Source organism: Microbacterium sp. Leaf159 (genome assembly GCF_001423615.1).
Taxonomy (GTDB): Bacteria; Actinomycetota; Actinomycetes; order Actinomycetales; family Microbacteriaceae; genus Microbacterium.
Window position 1 is genome coordinate 73,304 of record NZ_LMOU01000001.1, and the last position, 20,073, is coordinate 93,376.

At 67.5% G+C, this 20,073-nt stretch carries 19 protein-coding genes; 18 read left to right on the plus strand and 1 reads right to left on the minus strand.

Annotated elements, in window-relative coordinates; all coding sequences use genetic code 11:
• Positions 1 to 45: 45 nt before the first annotated feature.
• From murC to ASF80_RS00425, 17 genes are all read left to right on the plus strand, one after another.
• Entirely contained in the window at positions 46 to 1,443 is a 1,398-nt protein-coding gene (gene murC, locus ASF80_RS00345) for a UDP-N-acetylmuramate--L-alanine ligase (RefSeq protein WP_056306988.1), read from the plus strand.
• Between the two features lie 3 nt (positions 1,444 to 1,446).
• Positions 1,447 to 2,388, plus strand: coding sequence for an FtsQ-type POTRA domain-containing protein (locus tag ASF80_RS00350; RefSeq protein ID WP_082488128.1), 942 nt, complete (start codon positions 1,447 to 1,449; stop codon positions 2,386 to 2,388).
• Between the two features lie 176 nt (positions 2,389 to 2,564).
• Positions 2,565 to 3,716: a cell division protein FtsZ gene (ftsZ, locus tag ASF80_RS00355; RefSeq protein WP_056306990.1), complete on the plus strand. Its 1,152-nt coding sequence runs from the start codon at positions 2,565 to 2,567 to the stop codon at positions 3,714 to 3,716.
• Between the two features lie 50 nt (positions 3,717 to 3,766).
• On the plus strand, positions 3,767 to 4,417 hold the full coding sequence (locus ASF80_RS00360; RefSeq protein ID WP_414845668.1) for a YggS family pyridoxal phosphate-dependent enzyme: 651 nt from the start codon (positions 3,767 to 3,769) through the stop codon (positions 4,415 to 4,417).
• Between the two features lie 43 nt (positions 4,418 to 4,460).
• Positions 4,461 to 4,940, plus strand: coding sequence for a cell division protein SepF (locus ASF80_RS00365; RefSeq protein ID WP_056306994.1), 480 nt, complete (start codon positions 4,461 to 4,463; stop codon positions 4,938 to 4,940).
• Between the two features lie 3 nt (positions 4,941 to 4,943).
• Positions 4,944 to 5,243 (plus strand): YggT family protein, encoded by a 300-nt coding sequence (locus tag ASF80_RS00370; RefSeq protein WP_235559839.1) that lies wholly within the window; start codon positions 4,944 to 4,946, stop codon positions 5,241 to 5,243.
• Between the two features lie 154 nt (positions 5,244 to 5,397).
• Positions 5,398 to 6,000 (plus strand): DivIVA domain-containing protein, encoded by a 603-nt coding sequence (locus ASF80_RS00375; protein WP_056306996.1) that lies wholly within the window; start codon positions 5,398 to 5,400, stop codon positions 5,998 to 6,000.
• A 9-nt stretch (positions 6,001 to 6,009) separates the two neighbouring features.
• Positions 6,010 to 6,660, plus strand: coding sequence for a signal peptidase II (gene lspA, locus ASF80_RS00380; protein ID WP_056306998.1), 651 nt, complete (start codon positions 6,010 to 6,012; stop codon positions 6,658 to 6,660).
• A 2-nt stretch (positions 6,661 to 6,662) separates the two neighbouring features.
• Entirely contained in the window at positions 6,663 to 7,583 is a 921-nt protein-coding gene (locus ASF80_RS00385; protein ID WP_056307000.1) for an RluA family pseudouridine synthase, read from the plus strand.
• A gap of 97 nt (positions 7,584 to 7,680) precedes the next feature.
• Positions 7,681 to 8,280, plus strand: coding sequence for a GNAT family N-acetyltransferase (locus ASF80_RS00390; RefSeq protein WP_056307002.1), 600 nt, complete (start codon positions 7,681 to 7,683; stop codon positions 8,278 to 8,280).
• Positions 8,281 to 8,311: 31 nt separating this feature from the next.
• Positions 8,312 to 8,917, plus strand: coding sequence for an RNA polymerase sigma factor (locus ASF80_RS00395; protein WP_056307004.1), 606 nt, complete (start codon positions 8,312 to 8,314; stop codon positions 8,915 to 8,917).
• Positions 8,892 to 9,995 carry a hypothetical protein gene (locus ASF80_RS00400; RefSeq protein WP_056307005.1) on the plus strand — a complete coding sequence of 368 codons (1,104 nt, stop codon included), beginning with the start codon at positions 8,892 to 8,894 and terminating at the stop codon, positions 9,993 to 9,995. Before ASF80_RS00395 ends, ASF80_RS00400 begins: the two co-directional genes overlap by 26 nt.
• A gap of 61 nt (positions 9,996 to 10,056) precedes the next feature.
• Positions 10,057 to 13,575, plus strand: coding sequence for a DNA polymerase III subunit alpha (gene dnaE / locus ASF80_RS00405; protein WP_056307007.1), 3,519 nt, complete (start codon positions 10,057 to 10,059; stop codon positions 13,573 to 13,575).
• Between the two features lie 116 nt (positions 13,576 to 13,691).
• A complete protein-coding gene (locus ASF80_RS00410) occupies positions 13,692 to 15,074 on the plus strand; it encodes a hypothetical protein (RefSeq protein WP_082488129.1) in 1,383 nt (460 codons plus the stop codon).
• The gene (gene hisD, locus ASF80_RS00415) at positions 15,074 to 16,381 is read left to right on the plus strand and encodes a histidinol dehydrogenase (protein WP_056307008.1); all 1,308 of its coding nucleotides are present in this window, start codon (positions 15,074 to 15,076) and stop codon (positions 16,379 to 16,381) included. The genes ASF80_RS00410 and hisD overlap by 1 nt, the downstream gene beginning before the upstream one ends.
• 10 nt (positions 16,382 to 16,391) lie before the next feature.
• The gene (nrdR, locus tag ASF80_RS00420; RefSeq protein WP_056307011.1) at positions 16,392 to 16,862 is read left to right on the plus strand and encodes a transcriptional regulator NrdR; all 471 of its coding nucleotides are present in this window, start codon (positions 16,392 to 16,394) and stop codon (positions 16,860 to 16,862) included.
• Between the two features lie 10 nt (positions 16,863 to 16,872).
• Complete coding sequence (locus ASF80_RS00425) at positions 16,873 to 17,895, plus strand: quinone-dependent dihydroorotate dehydrogenase (RefSeq protein WP_056307012.1); 1,023 nt, start codon at positions 16,873 to 16,875, stop codon at positions 17,893 to 17,895.
• Between the two features lie 71 nt (positions 17,896 to 17,966).
• On the opposite strand, the gene ASF80_RS00430 is transcribed toward ASF80_RS00425, so the two are convergent.
• Entirely contained in the window at positions 17,967 to 18,554 is a 588-nt protein-coding gene (locus ASF80_RS00430) for a DUF3043 domain-containing protein (protein ID WP_056307014.1), read from the minus strand.
• 46 nt (positions 18,555 to 18,600) lie between these two features.
• On the opposite strand from ASF80_RS00430, the gene ASF80_RS00435 reads away from it, so the two are divergent.
• A complete protein-coding gene (locus ASF80_RS00435; protein ID WP_056307016.1) occupies positions 18,601 to 20,022 on the plus strand; it encodes a dipeptidase in 1,422 nt (473 codons plus the stop codon).
• The last annotated feature ends 51 nt before the right edge of the window (positions 20,023 to 20,073 follow it).

Consider the following 20,073-nt stretch of genomic DNA (forward strand, 5'->3'; position numbering starts at 1 on the left):
CAGCGCCGCCGAAACGTCCTCACCGAAAAGTAGACTGAATCCGACATGATCAGACCTGACCTCACCCTCCCGATCCCCGAGTCGATCTCCTCCGCGCACTTCATCGGCATCGGCGGATCCGGCATGAGCGGCCTCGCCAAGATGTTCCTCGACGCGGGGATCCGCGTCTCCGGGAGCGACCGGGCCGACAGCGACAACCTCCGCGCCCTCGCAGCGGCCGGGGCCACGGTGCACGTCGGACACGACGCCGCCCACCTCGGCGATGCCGACACCGTGGTGCACACGGGAGCGATCTGGCCCGAGAACCCCGAGTTCGTGACGGCGAAGGAGCGGGGACTGCACGTCATCCACCGCTCGCAGGCGCTGCACTGGCTGATCGGCTCGCGGCGACTCGTCTCGGTCGCCGGTGCGCACGGCAAAACCACGTCCACCGGCATGATCGTGACGGCGCTCCAGGCGCTCGGTGCCGATCCGAACTTCGTGAACGGCGGCGTGATCGAGCAGCTCGGCGTCTCCAGCGCGACGGGCACCGGTGAGCTCTTCGTGATCGAGGCCGACGAGTCCGACGGCACGTTCCTGCTCTACGACACCGCGGTCGCACTCATCACCAATGTCGACCCCGACCATCTCGACCACTACGGCTCCGACGAGGCCTTCCACGACGCGTTCGTGCGCTTCGCCGACGCCGCCACCGAGGCCGTCGTCATCTCCAGTGACGACGCCGGCGCGCTGCGCGTGGGCGCGGGGCTGTCGCACCCGAACGTCATCACCTTCGGGCAGTCCGAGGATGCCGACGTCCGCGTCACCGACATCGTGGCCGCGGGCCCCGTCTCCGCGACGATCACCCGGGGTGACGAGAGCGTGCGGCTGCAGCTCGCCGTGCCCGGTGTGCACAACGCGATCAACGCGGCGGGAGCGATCACGGTGCTCCTGTCCGTCGGCTTCGGCCTGACGGAGTCCGCGCGCGCCGTCGAGGGCTTCGCCGGCACCGTGCGCCGGCTCGAGCAGCACGGAGTCGAGCGCGGCGTCACGGTCTACGACGACTACTCGCACCACCCGACCGAGGTGCGCGCGGCGCTCGAGGCGATGCGCTCGATCGCCGGCTCCGGCAGGATCATCGCGATCCAGCAGCCCCACACGTACTCGCGCACGCAGCACATGTTCCGCGAGTTCGCCGACGTGCTCGAGACCTACGCCGACCACACGGTCGTGCTCGACGTCTACGGTGCCCGCGAAGACCCGGTGCCCGGTGTCACGGGTGAGCTGGTCAGCGGTGCCTTCCAGGATCCCTCGCACGTGCACTTCGTCGCGGACTGGCAGCAGGCCGCCGACTACACGGCGTCGGTCGCGCGTGAGGGCGACTTCGTCGTGACTCTCGGCTGCGGCAACGTCTACCAGATCATCCCGCAGGTGCTCGAGTCGCTGCGGACCACAGAGGTCTAGGAGATGCGACGTCCGCCTCCGCTTCCCACGCCTCCCGCGGGTCTCGCGGAGGACGAGTCCGCAGCCGGGCGACGGGCGGGCTCTCGTGGTCGCGCACGCGCCGCTACGGGTGAAGGCCGGCGCGACGATGCGGATGTCGTCGATCTCGGGGCCTTCGCAGGAGACGCGGGCGCGGAGGATGCCGAGCGGCCGACGTCGACGCGCGACGTCTGGCGTGCGGCGCGCGCACGGCGCAAGGCCCTTCGCGCCGAGATCCGGCGCTTCACCCAGCGCTCCCGCCGCCGACGGATCATCTGGCTGAGCGCGATCGGCGCTGTCGTGCTCCTCGTGGGGGGAACGACCGTCGCGGCGTACAGTCCGCTGTTCGCGGTCGAGAAGATCACCGTGGTGGGCGCGACGACCCTGGATGCCGCGACGGTCGAAGCCGCGCTGGCCGACCAGATCGGCACCCCGCTCGCCTCGATCGACTCGAGCGAGGTCAAGGCGTCTCTGCTGGCCTTCCCGCTGATCGAGACCTATGCGCTGGAGGCGAAGCCTCCGCACGACCTCACGGTGCGGATCGTCGAGCGCACACCCGTCGGAGTCATCCGCTCGGAGGCGGGGTACACGCTCGTCGACGCCGCGGGGGTCGCTCTCGCGACGACGTCGGATCAGCCCGCCGGACAGCCTCTCCTCGACATCGAGGGCGGCACCGACTCCGCAGCCTTCGAGAGCGCTGGGCTCGTCGTGCGGTCGGTGCCGGCCGATCTGAGGGCGACGCTCACGGGTGTGCGCGCGACGTCGCCGGACGACGTGACGCTCACGTTGAGCTCGGGTCTCACCGTGGTGTGGGGGAGCTCGGAGGACTCGCCGATGAAGAGCGAGGCCCTCTCGAAGACCCTGATCGGGCGTCCGGACGCATCCACGATCGACGTCACTTCGCCCCACGCAGTCGTCGTCGGCTGAGGTTTCGACGGCAAACGGGCGACACGCCCGTGTCGTTGCGTGTGCGCGGGGGCGTGACGCTTACCTTCGAACAAGAGAAACCAATACCGGGAAATACTTTACACCTCTAGTTGAGGTTTAAGGTTCAACCCTCGGGATCTCGCCCAAAGACAGGCTCGACTATTCGGAGGCCGGCCATGAGCCAGAACCAGAACTACCTCGCCGTGATCAAGGTCGTCGGCGTCGGCGGTGGCGGCGTCAACGCCGTCAATCGCATGATCGACCTCGGTCTCCGCGGAGTCGAGTTCATCGCAGTGAACACCGACGCGCAGGCGCTGCTGATGAGCGACGCCGACGTCAAGCTCGACGTGGGCCGCGAGCTCACTCGCGGACTCGGCGCAGGAGCCGACCCCGAGGTGGGTCGCCGTGCAGCCGAGGACCACGCGGAAGAGATCGAGCAGGCGCTCACGGGCGCCGACATGGTCTTCGTGACCGCGGGAGAGGGAGGCGGAACCGGAACCGGTGGCGCCCCCGTCGTCGCTCGCATCGCGAAGTCGATCGGCGCGCTGACCATCGGTGTCGTCACCAAGCCGTTCTCCTTCGAGGGGCGTCGTCGTCAGAGCCAGGCCGAAGCCGGCGTGGTGAAGCTCAAGGAAGAGGTCGACACGCTCATCGTGGTGCCGAACGACCGCCTCCTCGAGATCAGCGATCGCGGCATCTCGATGATCGAGGCCTTCGCCACGGCCGACCAGGTGCTCCTCGCCGGTGTGCAGGGCATCACAGACCTCATCACGACCCCGGGTCTCATCAACCTCGACTTCGCTGACGTCAAGTCCGTCATGCAGGGCGCGGGTTCCGCGCTCATGGGAATCGGATCCGCCCGCGGAGCCGACCGCGCGATCAAGGCCGCCGAGCTGGCTGTCGAGTCGCCGCTCCTCGAGGCCAGCATCGAGGGTGCTCACGGAGTCCTGCTCTCCATCCAGGGTGGTTCGAACCTCGGGATCTTCGAGATCCACGACGCCGCAGACCTCGTCAAGGAGGCCGCGCACCCCGAGGCGAACATCATCTTCGGTACGGTCATCGACGACACGCTCGGCGATGAGGTGCGTGTCACCGTGATCGCCGCCGGCTTCGACAGCGGCGAGCCCTCACTGCGCCTCGACCCGATGGTCGTCACGCGTCCCGCCGCAGCGAGCACGCTCCCTGAGGTCGCTCTCTCGAACGACGAGGAGAGCAAGCCCGCCTCCGAAGCCGTCGAGGCCGAGAAGGCCCCGCAGCGCGTGACAGCGACGAGCATCGAGCCCGCGTTCGCGGATGACGACATCGACATCCCTGAATTCCTGAAGTGACCCTCGCGCAGGGCCCCGATGAATCGGGTCTGGCTGCGCGGCTCTCGGCGATCGATGAACGCATCGCCGAGGCTGCGCGCCTGGCCGATCGGGATCCGGGTGAGATCACCCGGATCGTCGTGACGAAGTTCCATCCGGCATCGCTCGTGCGCGACCTGCAGGCGCTGGGTGTGCGCGAGGTGGGGGAGAACCGCCAGCAGGAGCTCTCCTCGAAGGTCGGCGAGCTCGACGGCCTCGATGTCCGCTGGCATTTCATCGGACAGGCGCAGACCAACAAGGCCTCGGCGATCCGCCGGAGCGCGGATGCCGTGCATTCGGTCGATCGCGACAGGCTCGCCGACGCCCTGCACAGGGCTGCCGAGGGGGATGATGTCCTCGACGTCCTCGTCCAGGTCAATCTGACGGCCGACGAGGGGCGAGGCGGTGTCGCGCCTGACAGCGCGCGCTCGCTCGCCGAGCACATCCTGACCCTTCCGTCGCTCCGCCTGCGAGGCGTGATGGGCGTGGCTCCTCTCGATGAGGAACCCGCCTCGGCGTTCGCCCGGCTGCGCGCCGTCGCAGACGGCGTGCGAGAGATCGAGCCCGCCGCCGACTGGATCTCTGCAGGCATGACCGGTGACTTCGTCGAAGCCATCGATGCCGGCGCGACACACCTGCGGATCGGCTCCGCAATCACGGGACCCCGCCCCGACCGGGGTTAACCTGTGAACAGACCAGCCCGACACGTTCGAACCGGAGGACACGATGGGTAACCCGCTGAAGAAGACCATGGTGTATCTCGGCCTCGCCGACGAGGAAGAGGCTTACGAGGAGCAGGCTCCGGCCCGCGCCCACCGCGAACGTGATCGCGACCGCGACCGTGACCGGGAAGAGCCCGCTCCGGCGCCCGTCACCCCGCTGCGGCGCCCCGTCGCCGTGCGCCAGCCCGCAGGAGGGGCAGTGAACGAGATCCTCACCGTGCACCCGAAGCAGTATCGCGATGCCCAGCTCATCGCCGAGAGCTTCCGCGAAGGTGTCCCGGTCATCATCAACCTCTCTCAGATGAGCGACGCCGACGCTCGCCGTCTGATCGACTTCGCATCCGGTCTCTCACTCGGCCTGTACGGCCGCATCGAGCGGGTCACCTCGAAGGTGTTCCTGCTCTCGCCGGAGAACATCGCTGTGTCGGGCCACGGGGGAATCGCGCACGCAGACGCTGAGTCCGCGGGCTTCGACCAGTCGTAGACCGTGGGGATCGTCGTCTCCATCGTCGCCAGCATCATCCATCTGGCGCTTCTGCTGTATCTGCTGGTGCTCTTCGCTCGCCTGATCCTGGGCTACATCCCGATGTTCAATCGGGAGTGGCGACCCAAGGGTGCGGGTCTCGTCGCAGCCGAGCTCGTCTACACACTGACCGATCCGCCTGTCCGGTTCTTCCGGCGGATCATCCCACCCCTCAGGATCGGCTCGATCTCGCTTGATTTCGGGTTCTCGATCACGATTCTGATCGTGCTGATCCTCATGAGCATCGTCCGCAACTTCATCTGAGTCCTGCGCGACTTCGACGCCGCGGAGTGTCGCGGCGTCGCGGCTGACAGGCTCGGGGACTATGCTTGGCTCCCAGGTGCGCGCCCCGGGTTCGCGCCACATCACGACCACGCCATTCTCGAAACTGGCAACCGAACTCATCGAAGGAGCCACCATGGCACTTACCCCGGATGACGTCGTCACCAAGCAGTTCCAGCACGTCCGCTTCAAGGACGGCTTCGACCCGGACGAGGTCGACGACTTCCTCGACGAGATCGTCATCGAGTGGCGCAAGGCCCTCGAGGAGAACGTCGAGCTCAAGGCCAAGCTGGCCGCGTTCGAGTCCGGCGATGCGCCGGTCGCTGCTGCGGCTCCCGCAGCCGAGGCGCCCGCTCCCGTCGTCGAAGAGGCGCCCGTCGCCGCACCGGCCGAGCCCGCTCCGTCGGGTTCCGCGACCGCCACCGCCGGCATCATCGAGCTCGCACAGCGCCTGCACGACGAGCACGTCGCCGAGGGTGAGGCCAAGCGCGCTCAGCTCATCGCCGACGCCGAGGGCGAGGTGAACCGCATCCGCACCGAGGCCGAGGCCAAGCAGCGCGAAGAGTCGGCACGTCTCGAGCGCGAGCGCAACACGCTCGAAGCCCGCATCACCGAGCTCCGCAACTTCGAGCGCGACTACCGCTCGCAGCTGCGCGGCTACATCGAGGGTCAGCTCCGCGACCTCGACGAGAAGTCGGCGTCGACGGACTCGACCCCGGTCTCCGCGATCGGACTGTAGGTCGTCCCTTTGCCAGGACGCCCTGCCCTTCGTCGGTCGGCGGCTGGCGCGATCGTTGCGATTCTCGCAGCGATCGTGCTGGCCGCCGATCAGTTTGTGAAGTACCTCACCACCGAGAACCTGCCGCTGCAGGAGCCCGTCCCGGTGCTCGGTGAGTTCCTTCAGCTGTACTACGTGCGCAATCCCGGTGCGGCGTTCTCGCTCGGGTCCGACGTCACGTGGATCTTCACCATCGCGCTGGCGGTCGTCGCCGGTGTGATCGTGTGGAAGGCCTTCGGCCTGCGCTCCCGGCTCTGGGCCGTCGTCCTCGGTTGCCTTCTCGGTGGAGTGCTCGGCAACCTCACGGATCGCCTCTTCCGCGATCCCGGTTTTCCCATGGGGCACGTCGTCGACATGATCTCGATGCCGTGGATGATGCCGGCGATCTTCAACGTCGCGGACATCTTCATCGTCACGGGCATGATCTCCGTGGCGCTGCTCGTCGTCTTCGGGCTGCGTTTCGACGGCACGCGCGAACGCGACCACGCCCCCGTGGAGACGGACGAAGAGGCCGAGGCCGTCGCGATCGCCGAAGAGGCGGATGCTGTGGAGCAGACGGACGCCTCGCAGGCCGACACCACGTCTCCCGATGCGCCAGCCGCCGCGTCGGACGGGCGCTGAGCGTGGAGTTCCGCTCCCTTCCCGTCCCTGAGGGGCTGGAGGGAACGCGCGTCGACGCCGCCTTGGCCAAGATGCTCGGCTTCTCCCGGACCTTCGCCGCGGATGTCGCCGCAGCCGGAGGCGTGCGTCTCGACGGTGTCATGCTCGACAAGTCCGATCGTCTTCGCGGCGGCGGATGGCTCGAAGTGGAGTGGCAGCCGAAAGAGGAGCCGCGGATCATCCCGATCGCGGTACCCGAACTCGGGATCGTCTACGACGATGACGACATCGTCGTGGTCGACAAGCCCACTGGCGTCGCCGCCCACCCGTCTGTCGGCTGGGAGGGCCCCACGGTGGTGGGCGCCCTCGCCGCCGCAGGGTTCCGTGTCGCCACGAGCGGTGCGCCCGAGCGTCAGGGCGTCGTGCATCGCCTCGATGTCGGCACCAGCGGGCTCATGGTCGTCGCCAAGAGCGAGTCGGCCTACACGGCGCTCAAGCGCGCCTTCAAGGAGCGCACGGTCGAGAAGATCTACCACGCGGTCGTGCAGGGGCACCCCGATCCGTTCACGGGCACGATCGACGCACCGATCGGTCGGCACCCGAATCACTCATGGAAGTTCGCGGTCGTCTCCGACGGCAAGCCTTCGGTGACCCATTACGAGACGCTCGAGGCGTTCCCGGGCGCCTCGCTCCTCGAGATCCATCTCGAGACCGGTCGCACGCACCAGATCCGCGTGCACATGGCCGCGCTCCGGCATCCGTGCGTCGGCGACCCTCTCTACGGTGCAGACCCCACGCTGTCGGCGAAGCTCGGACTCACCCGCCAATGGCTGCATGCGCACAAGCTCGCATTCTCACACCCGGCGACGGGGGAGTGGGTGCAGTTCGAGTCGGCATACCCTGCGGACTTCGAGCACGCTCTGGCGGTCCTGCGAGGCGAGTAGCCCCTTCGGCCGGCAGATGGCGAGAACAGCACTCATGGCATGCCCGAAGTCCGCTGAGTGCCTAGGCGATGTCCGTGGGGTGGGCCAGACTGGGCGCATGAGCATCGAGGTGCGACCGGCGACCGAGTTCGACGACGTGGCTGCTCTCGTCGGCCCGAAGAAGCCGACATCGAACGTGTGCTTCTGCCTGAGCTATCGGATCGGCAGTAAAGAGAACAACGAGCTGAGAGGCTCCCAGCGCGCGGATCGGGTTCGTGAGCTCTGCCATCAGGACCCGCCTCCGGGCGTAATCGCCTACCTCGACGACGAACCGGTCGGATGGGCGGCGGTGCACCCGCGCAACGACACGAGCTTCGCGCGGAACAGGCTGATCCCGAAGGTCGACGAGCTCGACGTGTGGTCGCTGTGGTGCATCCGGGTCCGTCCCGGACACCGCAAGCAGGGGATCTCGCATGCGCTGATCGACGGTGCCGTGGCCTATGCGAAGAAGCGCGGCGCCCCGGCGATCGAGGGGTATCCCGTCGACAACCGGGGTGAGAAGGTGAATCTCACCATGGCATACGTCGGGACGCGAGGGTTGTTCGAGGCGGCAGGCTTCACCAAGGCCGCCGACACCGACTCGACTCTCGACGGATTCCCGCGGGTGCTGATGAGGCTCGATCTGACGAGGTCGAAGAAGTCGTCGAAGAAAGAATGAACCGTCCGCTCTTCCTTGGGCAATACATAGTGTGAGCACAGACAGCGAGATCATTCAGCGGTCGCTCGGGCAGCCCCGAGCCTTTGCCGAACTGTTCGATCGGCACGCCAGGACGGTAGGTGGCTACGCCGCCCGCCGACTCGGCCCTGATGCAGGCGAGGACATCCTCAGCGAGACCTTCCTGGTCGCGTTCGCACGGCGCAAGTCGTTCGACACGGCCTGGGACTCAGCGCTTCCCTGGTTGTACGGGATAGCCTCCCGTCTGATCAGGAAGCATCGGGCACGGGAAGCGAAGAACCTCCGGTCGAAAGTGGCGTCCGCGCAGCGCGAGGAACACATCTCCCAGGGAGACCTTGAGACGACGATCGCCCGACTCGATGCGGAGATCTCCACCCGCGAGCTGGGTCCGCGCATCGCGGCGCTCTCGAAGAAGGACCGCGAGACCCTGTTGCTCTACGCCTGGGGAGATCTGACGTACGAAGAGGTCGCCGTCGCCCTCGGCGTTCCCGTCGGCACCGTCCGATCCCGGATGAACCGCGTACGGACGCGGTTGGACCCGGCGAGAGCGATCACCAGAGAACGAGTCGTGAATGATGAGAAGGGAGCGGTCGATGGACGTTTTCGAGCGCGTGCGTGACGTGAATGCAGGTCTCACCCTGACAGAGGACCGGGTGAGCGCTGCCCGCCTGCGCCTCCTTCAGGGGATCGACGACAGCCGGAACGCGGAGCGCAAACGCCTCGCCAGGAGGCCGATGTTCGTGATCGCCGGAGCGGTGACCGGGGTGGCCGCCGTGACCGCAGGAGTCGTAGTGGTCGGCCAGATGACCGCTCCGTCGCCTCAGGTCGAAGCGATTCCGACGTTCGCGCCGACCCCGCCGCCGTCGCCGTCCACGGGCGATCCCTTCGAACGCGCGACGGTGGCGAGCGTGCTCGAATCGGCCGCAGGTGCGACGGTCGCCGGCGGGGCGCTGGAGGCGGCGCCCGGCCAGTATCTTCGTGTGGAGCATCAGACCACTCAGCTGGTTCTCTACCAGCCGACCGACCAGTACACGAAGTGGGACGCAACTCGCGCGTCCGCAACCGCCGCGTGGACCGCTTCCGGAACCTACTTCACGTACATCCCGGGTGATCGGTCTCAGGAGTGGGTCACGCTCTTCGAGCCGAAGACCACCATCGGTCAGACCTTCGGAGCAGGGGCGGACGCTCTTGCGACCGAGTGGCTCGGCACCACTCTGCAGGAGCAGATCATCGACCGGCATGCGGGTGGTATCGACGACGGATCCGACCCGCAGACCGGGTCGGATGCCTATTATGCGCAGATCCCTCGCGACCCGCAGCAGCTGCTCGACTGGTACCGCACTTTCATGATCGGAGACGTGCTGGACGAGGACAGTCAGATCGCATCGATGATCATCCAGGAGCTGCAGCGGAATGCGGCTCCGGCCGATCTGCGAGCTGCGATGCTCCTCGCACTCCGGGCGATGCCCAACGGGAAGATCGTGAGCGTCGACGGTTCCCTGGTGACCTTGGAGTTCTCCTTCACGTGGACCTCGGACCGGTTCGATAGCTGGACGGATACCCTCACGGTCGACACGTCCTCGGGGTTCGTCTCGGCGAGCTCGAGGACGCTGGGTTCCGAAGGGACGCTGGTGCCGGCCGCAGTACCGAACTTCTCGGTCGTGACGTCGATCTCGATCGTCGACGACGCTCCGTGACGGGATGGCCGAAGCCCCGACACCGGTCTCGATGTCGGGGCGCCGCCGTAGAATCGAAGGCATGGCATCCGACTCCTTCGTCCACCTGCACGTGCACAGCGAGTACTCGATGCTCGACGGGGCGGCGAAGATCGCGGCGATGACCCAGGCCGCTGCGGATTACGACATGCCGGCCATTGCGGTGACCGATCACGGCAACACCTTCGCGGCCTTCGAGTTCTACAAGGCGGCCAATGCCGCGGGCGTCAAGCCGATCATCGGACTCGAGGCTTACGTCACCCCCGGCACGCACCGCAGCGACAAGACGCGCGTGCAGTGGGGGTCTCCCGATCAGAAGAGCGACGACGTGTCGGGTTCCGGCGCGTACACCCACATGACGATGTGGAGTGAGAGCACGCAGGGCATGCACAACCTGTTCCGGCTCAGCTCGCTGTCGAGCATGGAGGGCTACTACTTCAAACCCCGCATGGATCGGGAGCTCCTCCAGACCTACGGCAAGGGACTGATCGCCACGACCGGATGCCCGTCGGGCGAGATCCAGACCAGGCTGCGACTCGGCCAGTACGACGCGGCTCGTGCGGCGGCGGCGGAGTTCCAGGATCTGTTCGGCAAGGAGAACTACTTCGCCGAGATCATGGATCACGGCCTCTCGATCGAGCGCCGGGTCATGACCGATCTGATCCGTCTCTCCAAAGACCTCAGCATCCCGCTCGTCGGCACCAACGACTCCCACTACACCCACCAGCACGAGGCCGATGCGCACGCGGCGCTGCTGTGCGTGCAGTCCGGCTCGACGCTCGACGACCCGAACCGCTTCAAGTTCGACGGCGACGGGTACTACATCAAGACGGCCGCCGAGATGCGTCAGCTGTTCCGCGACCACCCCGAGGCGTGCGACAACACGCTGCTCATCGCAGAGCGCTGCGAGGTCGAGTTCAACACCGCGGCGAACTACATGCCGCGTTTCCCCGTGCCGGACGGCGAGACGGAGGACAGCTGGCTCATCAAGGAGGTCGAAGCGGGCCTCCATTACCGGTACCCGAGCGGCATCCCCGACAAGGTGCGCAAGCAGGCCGTATACGAGACCGACATCATCCTGCAGATGGGCTTCCCGGGCTACTTCCTCGTCGTCGCCGACTTCATCAACTGGGCCAAGGACAACGGCATTCGCGTCGGTCCCGGTCGTGGTTCCGGTGCCGGATCGATGGTCGCCTACGCCATGAAGATCACCGACCTCGATCCCCTCGAGCACGGTCTGATCTTCGAGCGGTTCCTCAACCCCGACCGCGTCTCGATGCCCGACTTCGACGTCGACTTCGATGACCGTCGCCGCGGCGAGGTCATCGACTATGTGACCAAGAAGTACGGCTCCGAGCGCGTCGCGCAGATCGTCACCTACGGCACGATCAAGTCGAAGCAGGCGCTGAAGGATGCCGGGCGAGTGCTCGGGTTCCCGTTCAGCATGGGCGAGCGCCTGACCAAGGCCATGCCGCCGCCCGTCATGGGCAAGGACATGCCCCTCGACGGCATGTTCGACTCCGCGCACCCCCGCTACAAAGAGGCGAGCGAATTCCGTGCGCTGATCGACACCGACCCCGAGGCGAAGACGGTGTTCGATCGCGCCCTCGGTCTCGAGGGACTGAAGCGCCAGTGGGGCGTCCACGCCGCCGGTGTGATCATGTCGTCCGAGCCGCTGCTCGACATCATCCCGATCATGCGTCGCGAGCAGGACGGCCAGATCGTCACGCAGTTCGACTACCCGTCGTGCGAGTCTCTCGGCCTGATCAAGATGGACTTCCTGGGGTTGCGCAACCTCACGATCATCTCGGACGCGCTCGACAACATCCGCACCAACAGGGGAGAGGAGCTCGACCTCGAGCACCTCGAGCTCGACGACCGCGGAGCCTACGATCTGCTCGGCAGGGGTGAGTCGCTCGGCGTCTTCCAGCTCGACGGCGGGCCCATGCGCGCGCTCATGCGTCTGATGCGCCCAGACAACTTCGGCGACATCTCGGCCCTGATCGCGCTGTACCGTCCAGGGCCCATGGGGGCGAACTCCCACACGAACTACGCGCTGCGAAAGAACGGCCAGCAGCCCATCACGCCGATCCATCCGGAGTTCACCGAATCGCTCGCCGACATCCTCGACGAGTCCTACGGCCTGATCATCTATCAGGAGCAGGTCATGGCCATCGCCCAGCGCGTGGCCGGATTCTCACTCGGTCAGGCCGACATCCTCCGCCGAGCGATGGGCAAGAAGAAGAAGTCCGAGCTGGACAAGCAGTTCGAGGGCTTCCAGGCCGGTATGCACGCGAACGGCTACTCCGACGGGGCCGTCAACGCCATCTGGGAGATCCTGCTCCCGTTCTCCGACTACGCCTTCAACAAAGCCCACTCGGCCGCCTACGGCGTCGTGTCGTACTGGACCGCCTACCTCAAGGCCCACTATCCCGCCGAGTACATGGCTGCACTGCTCACCAGCGTCGGCGACTCGAAAGACAAGATGGCGCTGTATCTGAACGAGTGCCGCCGGATGGGCATCAAGGTGCTCCCGCCGGACGTCTCCGAATCCATCAACTACTTCGCCGCCGTCGGCGACGACATCCGATTCGGGCTCGGTGCCGTGCGCAACGTCGGCAGCAACGTCGTCGAGGGCATCGTGAAGTCGCGGAAGGATGAGCGCTTCACCTCTTTCCACCACTTCCTCGACAAGGTGCCGCTGCACGTCTCGAACAAGCGCACCGTGGAGTCGCTGATCAAGGCAGGCGCCTTCGACTCGATGGGCGACTCCCGCCGGGCACTGCTGGAGATCCACGAAGACGCCGTAGAGGCCGCCGTGGATCGCAAGCGGAACGAAGCGCAGGGCGCGATCGGCTTCGACTTCGACAGCCTGTACGAGGGCACGGACGAGGTGGCCCCGGCCAAGGTTCCCGCGCGGCCGGAGTGGACCAAGAAGGACAAGCTCGCCTTCGAGCGCGAGATGCTCGGCCTGTACGTCTCCGACCATCCTCTCGCAGGGCTCGAAGTGCCTCTCGCGAAGCACGCGTCGATCTCGATCCACAACCTCATCAACTCCGAGGAGATGCAGGACGGCGAACAGGTCACGGTCGCCGGGCTCGTCACCAGCGTCCAGCACCGCGTGGCGAAGGCGAGCGGCAACCCTTACGGCATGATCACCGTCGAGGACTTCAACGGCGAGGTGACGGTCATGTTCATGGGAAAGACCTACACCGAGTTCCAGCACATCCTCCAGCAGGACTCGATCCTGGCCGTCCGCGGACGTGTCTCGAAGCGCGACGACGGGCTCAACCTCCACGCGCAATCGGCATTCGCACCCGACGTCGGCTCCTTCGATGCGGCAGGACCGCTCGCACTCGTGCTGGCTGAGCAGAGAGCGACCGAGAGGGTGATGAACGAGCTCGCCGAGGTCCTGCGCCGACACAACGGAGACACCGAGGTCGTTCTGCGCGTGCACCGTGGCGGCACGGCGAAGGTGTTCGACGTGCCGATGCCCGTGAAGGTCTCCGCCGACCTGTTCGGCGATCTCAAGTCCCTCCTCGGGCCGAGCTGTCTCGGCTGACCAGCTGCCATACACGAGTCGCCCGATGACGTCCTCCCGGATGCACCGGGTAGTATCAGGACGCGTTCGGGTGCAGGGCGTCAGAAGCTCTGCACCGTGGCGAAAGGACCACCCCCATGAGCACGGAATCCCCCTTCCTGAACAGTGACGGCTCGGATGCAGACGGTGCAGCCGCGGCTTCAGAGTCCACGGTCGACGAGGTCTTCTCCGACGACGACGGTGTCCTCTACGACGACGAGGTGACGCCGGAGTTCGGCATCCTCGGGTTCACCCTGCGTGAGCTCCTGATCGTCGGCGTGTGGCTCGTCGCATTCATCTCCTCGTTCTTCCCGCACGCCGTCGACGCCTCGATCTGGAGCACCGGCATCCAGTGGATCCTTCCGATCGGGGTGCCCACGGTCGCGGTCTTCCTGCTGATCCTGCGCAGGTTCTCACCGGACGGCATCCGCCGGGTCGGATCCCTCGGGATCGACCAGTTCGCCTCCGTCGCCTTCTCCGTCGCAGCCGTCTTCTGGATCGGAGCGCTGTGGAACGCGGTCGCCTTCGCGATCGAGTTCGGCATCTTCGCGCTCTCCTGGAGCGGCATCGTCCAGCTCATCGCGTCGCTCGCGCTCGTCACCCTCACCGTGTTCGCACCGCTGGTCCCCGGACTCAGGGAAGACTTCCACGGCCGGCTCGTCACGCTCGCACACCGCAACGCGAACCCGGTGCGCCCCGTCATCCCGCGTCCGCGGCCCGAGCCGGCGCCGGCGGCGGACGTGGATTCCGAGGAGAGCTCGGAATCCGCCGACGACTCCGCGCCGGGTGTGTCCCTCACCGCGGCGGATTATGCGCCCGACGCGACCGAGCAGTACGCGTCTGACACGAACGCTCAGTATGCGTCCGACACGACTGCGCAGTACGCGCCCGACACGACTACGCAGTACGGGGCTGACGCGACCGTCCCGCACGAGCCCGCGGCTCACACCACGCAGGCGTTCCCCGCCGGTGGACTCGACGTCGAGCTGTCCGGGAACCAGGCGACCGACGAGGTCGCCCGCCTCGACCTGGCCGAACAGGTGCCGCTCGCCGCGCATGCATCCGGCGGCGGGACGGGCACAGAGCAGGCGACGTCCGATGAGGACTACGCCCCTGCCTACTTTCGAAGCAGCCGGGGCCAGGAGCCCGAGATCGTGTCGGACACCGGAAGCATCGAATCGCTTCTGGGTGCGACGGCTCAGGACGTCTCGTCTGCCGAGACCGCCGCGTTCCCCGCCGTGGAGCATCACACCGACGTCCCCGCGAACGACGCATACGCCACCGCCCCCGCCGCGCAGCCGTTCTGGGTGCTCGCTCCGACCGAGCGCGACGTGCACGACGAGCGAGGCGAGGCGATCTTCCAGATCGGTCCGAACGCCTGGGCTCTCGTCATCGAGGACCGCGGCGGCGCCTACGTCGTGCGACACGACGACGGTCGCATCGGCTACCTGCACGACATCGTAGACATCACGAAGGGCTGATCTTGCGCACGATCGATCTGCGGGGGCGCGAGCTCTCGCCGGCTGACATGCTCGCGGCCGTGCCGCGAGCCACGCAGGCACGCGCCGAGGCACTCGACACCGCGGCGCGGATCGTCGAGGACGTGCATGCGCGCGGCGAAGAGGCGCTCCGGGAGCAGGCCGGCAGATTCGACCGCGTCTCCGGCCACGAACTCCGAGTGCCGGCCCAGCACATCGCCGATGCCCTCGAGGTCCTGGCACCGGAGGTCCGTGCTGCGCTCGAGGAGGCGATCCGTCGGGTGCGCATCGCCTCGGCCGCCCAGGTGCCCGCCCCCCAGGTCACCGAGATCGGCGCCGGTGCCACCATCACCCAGCGCTGGCAGCCGGTGCACCGCGCGGGCGTCTACATCCCCGGAGGCAAGGCGGTGTATCCGTCGAGCGTCATCATGAACGTCGTCCCGGCACAGGTGGCCGGAGTCGAGCAGATCGCGCTCGCATCCCCTCCGCAGGCGGACCAGGCCGGACGCGTCCACCCGACGATCCTCGCAGCGGCCGGGCTCCTCGGCATCACGGAGGTCTATGCGATGGGCGGGGCGGGGGCAATCGGGGCGTTCGCACACGGTGTCGCCGGCATCGGCCTCGATCCGGTCGATGTGCTGTCGGGGCCGGGAAACAACTACGTCGCGTCGGCGAAGAGGGCTGTGGCCGGCGTCGTCGGCACGGATTCCGAGGCCGGGGCCACCGAGATCCTCGTCGTCGCGGACTCGGCCGCAGACCCGCGACTGATTGCCGCCGACCTCGTGAGCCAGGCAGAGCACGACGAGCAGGCGTCGGCGGTCCTCGTGACCGATTCTGAGGAGCTCGCGGACCGCGTGGTGTCCGAGGTCGCCCGGCAGGCCGCCTCGACGCGCCACGCCACCCGCGTGGCTGCAGCGCTCGACGGCCCGCAGTCCGCGATCGTTCTCGTCGACGACCGCGCGATGGCCACCGCGTTCAGCAACGCCTACGCGCCGGAGCACCTGGAGCTGCACCTCGAGGATGCCGAGGCCGCGGCAGAGTCGTTCACCAGCGCCGGTGCCGTCTTCGTGGGAGACCAGACGCCCGTCAGCCTCGGGGACTACATGGCGGGCAGCAACCATGTCCTCCCCACCGGGGGACAGGCGCGCTATGCACCCGGCCTCGGCGCCTACACGTTCCTCCGCCCGCAGCAGGTCATCTCGTACGATCGCGCAGCCCTCGCCGAAGTCCGTGCCGGAGTCGTCGCACTCGCCAACACCGAGGTGCTTCCCGCGCACGGTGAGGCGATCGAGGCTCGTTTCACGGCGTAGGATCGGTCAGATGCACTGCCCCTTCTGCCGTCACTCGGACTCTCGGGTCATCGACTCCCGCACCAGCGACGACGGTCTGTCGATCCGCAGGCGACGGCAGTGCCCCGAGTGCGGCGGTCGATTCACGACGACCGAGACGGCGAGCCTCAACGTCATCAAGCGGTCGGGCGTCATGGAGCCGTTCAGCCGCGAGAAGGTCATCTCCGGTGTGCGCAAGGCCTGTCAGGGCCGACCAGTGACCGAGGCCGACCTGGCCATCCTCGCCCAGCGGGTGGAGGAAGCAGTGCGACAGACCGGTGTCTCGCAGCTCGACACGAACGAGATCGGGCTCGCGATCCTCGGTCCGCTCCGCGATCTCGACGAGGTCGCCTACCTGCGGTTCGCGAGCGTCTATCAGGCGTTCGACTCGCTCGAGGACTTCGAGAGCGCGATCACCGATCTCCGCGCCGACCACGTGAAGCCGGAGCCCGTCGACCGGTAATCTGGCAGGGATGTATCCGCTGCTCTTTCGCGCTGTCCTGTCGCGCTTCGACCCCGAGTTCGCCCACCACGCCGGGATGGCGGTGATTCGCGTACTCGGTGTGCCCCCGTTCTCCTGGGCGACACGCGCGCTCACGAAGCCCGACCCGTCGCTGCGCGTCGAGGCGCTCGGCCTGACCTTCTCGTCGCCGTTCGGTATCGCCGCGGGCTTCGACAAGAACGCGATCGGTGTGCGCGGGCTCGCAGCGCTCGGCTTCGGTCACGTCGAGGTCGGCACCGTGACGGCGATCCCGCAGGAGGGCAACCCCAAGCCTCGGCTCTTCCGGCTCGTCGCCGACCGTGCCGTCATCAACCGCATGGGCTTCAACAACGAGGGTGCGGATGCTGCCGCGCGGCGACTCGCGAAGTTGCGCAGAGGAGCCCCTGACACGGTGATCGGCGTCAACATCGGCAAGAGCCGGGTCGTCGACGTCGAAGACGCGACAGCCGACTACGTCGCGTCCGCGACCAGGCTCGCACCGCTCGCCGACTACCTGGCGGTCAACGTGTCGTCGCCCAACACGCCCGGCCTTCGAGGCCTGCAGGCCGTCGAGACCCTGGCACCGCTGTTGAGGGCCGTGCGCGCGGCATCGGGATCCACGCCGCTGCTCGTCAAGATCGCACCCGACCTCCCGGACGACGAGATCACGGCGATCGCGAAGCTCGCCGTCGACGAGGGACTCGCGGGGATCATCGCGCACAACACGACGATCAGCCGCGAAGGCCTCACCACGGACGTGGCGACCGTCGAGGCGGCGGGGGCCGGCGGCCTCTCCGGTGCGCCCCTCAAGGAGCGTTCGCTGCAGGTCCTGCGACTCGTCCGTACCGCTGTCCCCGAGGACTTCTGTGTGATCGCCGTCGGGGGAGTGGAGACCCCTGCGGACGTGCAGGAGCGACTCGCCGCCGGGGCGACCCTCGTGCAGGGATACACGGCCTTCCTGTACCGCGGCCCGTTCTGGGGGCGCGAGCTCAACAGGGGACTCGTGCGCGGCTGAAACCGCCGAGAACGCAGAAGAGGCGTCTCGTGCTCGTGAGAGCAGGAGACGCCTCTTGCGCGTGACGGGTGTCAGGCGGGGTAGTCGCCGCGCTTGACCTGAGCCTTCGGCAGGCGCATGAAGCGCATCTGCAGCGACCGCATGGCGGCGTACCAGCCGAGGCCGCGCTCCATGCGCTCCTGGCCGAACTTCGCTGCGATCTTGCGCTTGACGCGGAAGCCGAGCAGGACCATGCCGCCGATCGCGAGGATCAGGTAGGCCATCATGACCAGGTAGGCCCAGCCGGCGATGGCGAAACCGCCGATCGCGAGGTTTGCGGGGAGCAGCGAGATGAGGATCACGAGCACCATCACGCCCATCACGAACTCCGCGGGGTGCCATCCGGCGTCCACGTAGTCTCGCACCCAGCGGCGCTGCGGGCCCTTGTCACGGGCGGGGAGGAACTTCTCCTCACCGGCGGCGAGACCTGCCTGCGCGCGGTTGCGCCGCTCGTTCAGCTCGGCGCGGGCTGCGGCCTTGGCCTCCTTGGTGTTCGCGACGAGAGGGCGTCTGCGTGCGGCTTCCTGCTCGGCCCGGGTCGGCGTCGGGCGTCCCTTGCCCGAGCCTGGCGTCTCGGAGGCGTCGTCGTTCGTCGGAGGGGAGACAGGGGAAGTGGCCACGAGGTTCCTCGGTTCGGTGAAGGTGGATCACCTTAAGATTACTCGCATGACATCTCCTGCCCAGCCCGGTGACCAGAATCTGTCCAGCGAGCGCGAACCTGCGGTCCTCGAAGCGGCATCGACAGGCTTCCCTGCGGCGCTGAGCGACCTCGGTCGGCTCGTGCGCATCCCCGGCATGGCCTGGCCGGCTTTCGACCAGACGCAGTTGGAGCGCAGCTCTGAGGCCGTCGCCGCTCTGGCGACCGACACCGGAATCTTCGACGAGGTCCGCATCCTCCGGGCGGCGATCCCCGGAACCGACGAGCACGGGCAGCCGGCGGTGCTCGCCACACGTGCCGCGCGCAACGGCAAGCCCACCATCCTGCTCTACGCGCACCACGACGTGCAGCCTCCGGGTGACGACGCGCTGTGGGAGACACCGCCGTTCGAGCCGACCGTTCGCGGCGGACGCCTGTACGGGCGCGGAGCGGCAGACGACAAGGCCGGCATCATGGCGCACATCGCCTCGATCCGCGCGGTCGCCGAGGTGATCGGCGACGATCTCGAACTGGGAATCGCGATGTTCATCGAGGGCGAGGAGGAGTACGGATCGCGCTCGTTCGCCCAGTTCCTCGCGGACAACAAGGAGGCGCTGCGCGCAGACGCCATCGTGGTCGCCGACTCCGGCAACTGGGACTCGGTCACGCCGGGGCTGACGGTGTCTCTGCGTGGGAACGCGCGATTCACTGTGCGGGTGCGCACTCTCGACCACGCATCCCACTCGGGGATGTTCGGCGGAGCGGTGCCCGACGCGATGATGGCGACGGTCAAGATGCTCTCCACCCTGTGGAACGACGACGGCTCGGTCGCGGTCGAGGGGATGACGGAGCGGGATGCTCCCACGCCCGAGTACGGCGAGGAGACCCTCCGCGATGAGGCAGGACTCCTCCCCGGTACCTCGCCGATCGGGGACGGCACGATCCTCAGCCGGATCTGGAACAAGCCGGCCGTCACCGTCATCGGCATCGACGCGACGAGCGTCGAGGCGGCGTCCAACACGCTGCTTCCCGAGGTCACGGTCGTCGTGAGCGCCCGCGTGGCCCCCGGCCAGTCCGGGGAGGAGGCGTACGCCGCCCTCGAGGCGCACCTGCGCGCGCACGCGCCTTTCGGCGCAGAGCTGTCGTTCTCCGATGTCGACCTGGGCAACGGATTCCTGGTGGACACGAGCGGCTGGGCCGTCGCACTCACGCGCGACGCGATGCGCGACGGCTACGGCGTCGCACCGATCGATCTCGGTGTCGGCGGATCCATCCCCTTCATCGCCGATCTGGTGCGGGAGTTCCCTGCCGCGCAGATCCTGGTCACCGGCGTGGAGGACCCGCACTCCAGGGCGCACAGCCCCAACGAATCCTTGCACCTCGACACCTTCCGCCACGCGGTCGCCACCGAGGCCCTTCTCCTCTCCCGCATGAACGACATCATCATCTGAGCCCGTTCCGCCCGCCGGAGGGTAAAATCGAGTCACCAGCCGTGCGAGCGC

Coding starts and splice junctions, on each gene's coding strand:
- ASF80_RS00410 (WP_082488129.1), top strand. CDS start 13,692: ATGAGCACGGAATCCCCCTTCCTGAACAGTGACGGCTCGGATGCAGAC.
- ASF80_RS00350 (WP_082488128.1), top strand. CDS start 1,447: ATGCGACGTCCGCCTCCGCTTCCCACGCCTCCCGCGGGTCTCGCGGAG.
- dnaE (WP_056307007.1), top strand. CDS start 10,057: ATGGCATCCGACTCCTTCGTCCACCTGCACGTGCACAGCGAGTACTCG.
- nrdR (WP_056307011.1), top strand. CDS start 16,392: ATGCACTGCCCCTTCTGCCGTCACTCGGACTCTCGGGTCATCGACTCC.
- ftsZ (WP_056306990.1), top strand. CDS start 2,565: ATGAGCCAGAACCAGAACTACCTCGCCGTGATCAAGGTCGTCGGCGTC.
- ASF80_RS00390 (WP_056307002.1), top strand. CDS start 7,681: ATGAGCATCGAGGTGCGACCGGCGACCGAGTTCGACGACGTGGCTGCT.
- ASF80_RS00425 (WP_056307012.1), top strand. CDS start 16,873: ATGTATCCGCTGCTCTTTCGCGCTGTCCTGTCGCGCTTCGACCCCGAG.
- ASF80_RS00375 (WP_056306996.1), top strand. CDS start 5,398: ATGGCACTTACCCCGGATGACGTCGTCACCAAGCAGTTCCAGCACGTC.
- ASF80_RS00435 (WP_056307016.1), top strand. CDS start 18,601: ATGACATCTCCTGCCCAGCCCGGTGACCAGAATCTGTCCAGCGAGCGC.
- ASF80_RS00365 (WP_056306994.1), top strand. CDS start 4,461: ATGGGTAACCCGCTGAAGAAGACCATGGTGTATCTCGGCCTCGCCGAC.
- ASF80_RS00400 (WP_056307005.1), top strand. CDS start 8,892: ATGGACGTTTTCGAGCGCGTGCGTGACGTGAATGCAGGTCTCACCCTG.
- murC (WP_056306988.1), top strand. CDS start 46: ATGATCAGACCTGACCTCACCCTCCCGATCCCCGAGTCGATCTCCTCC.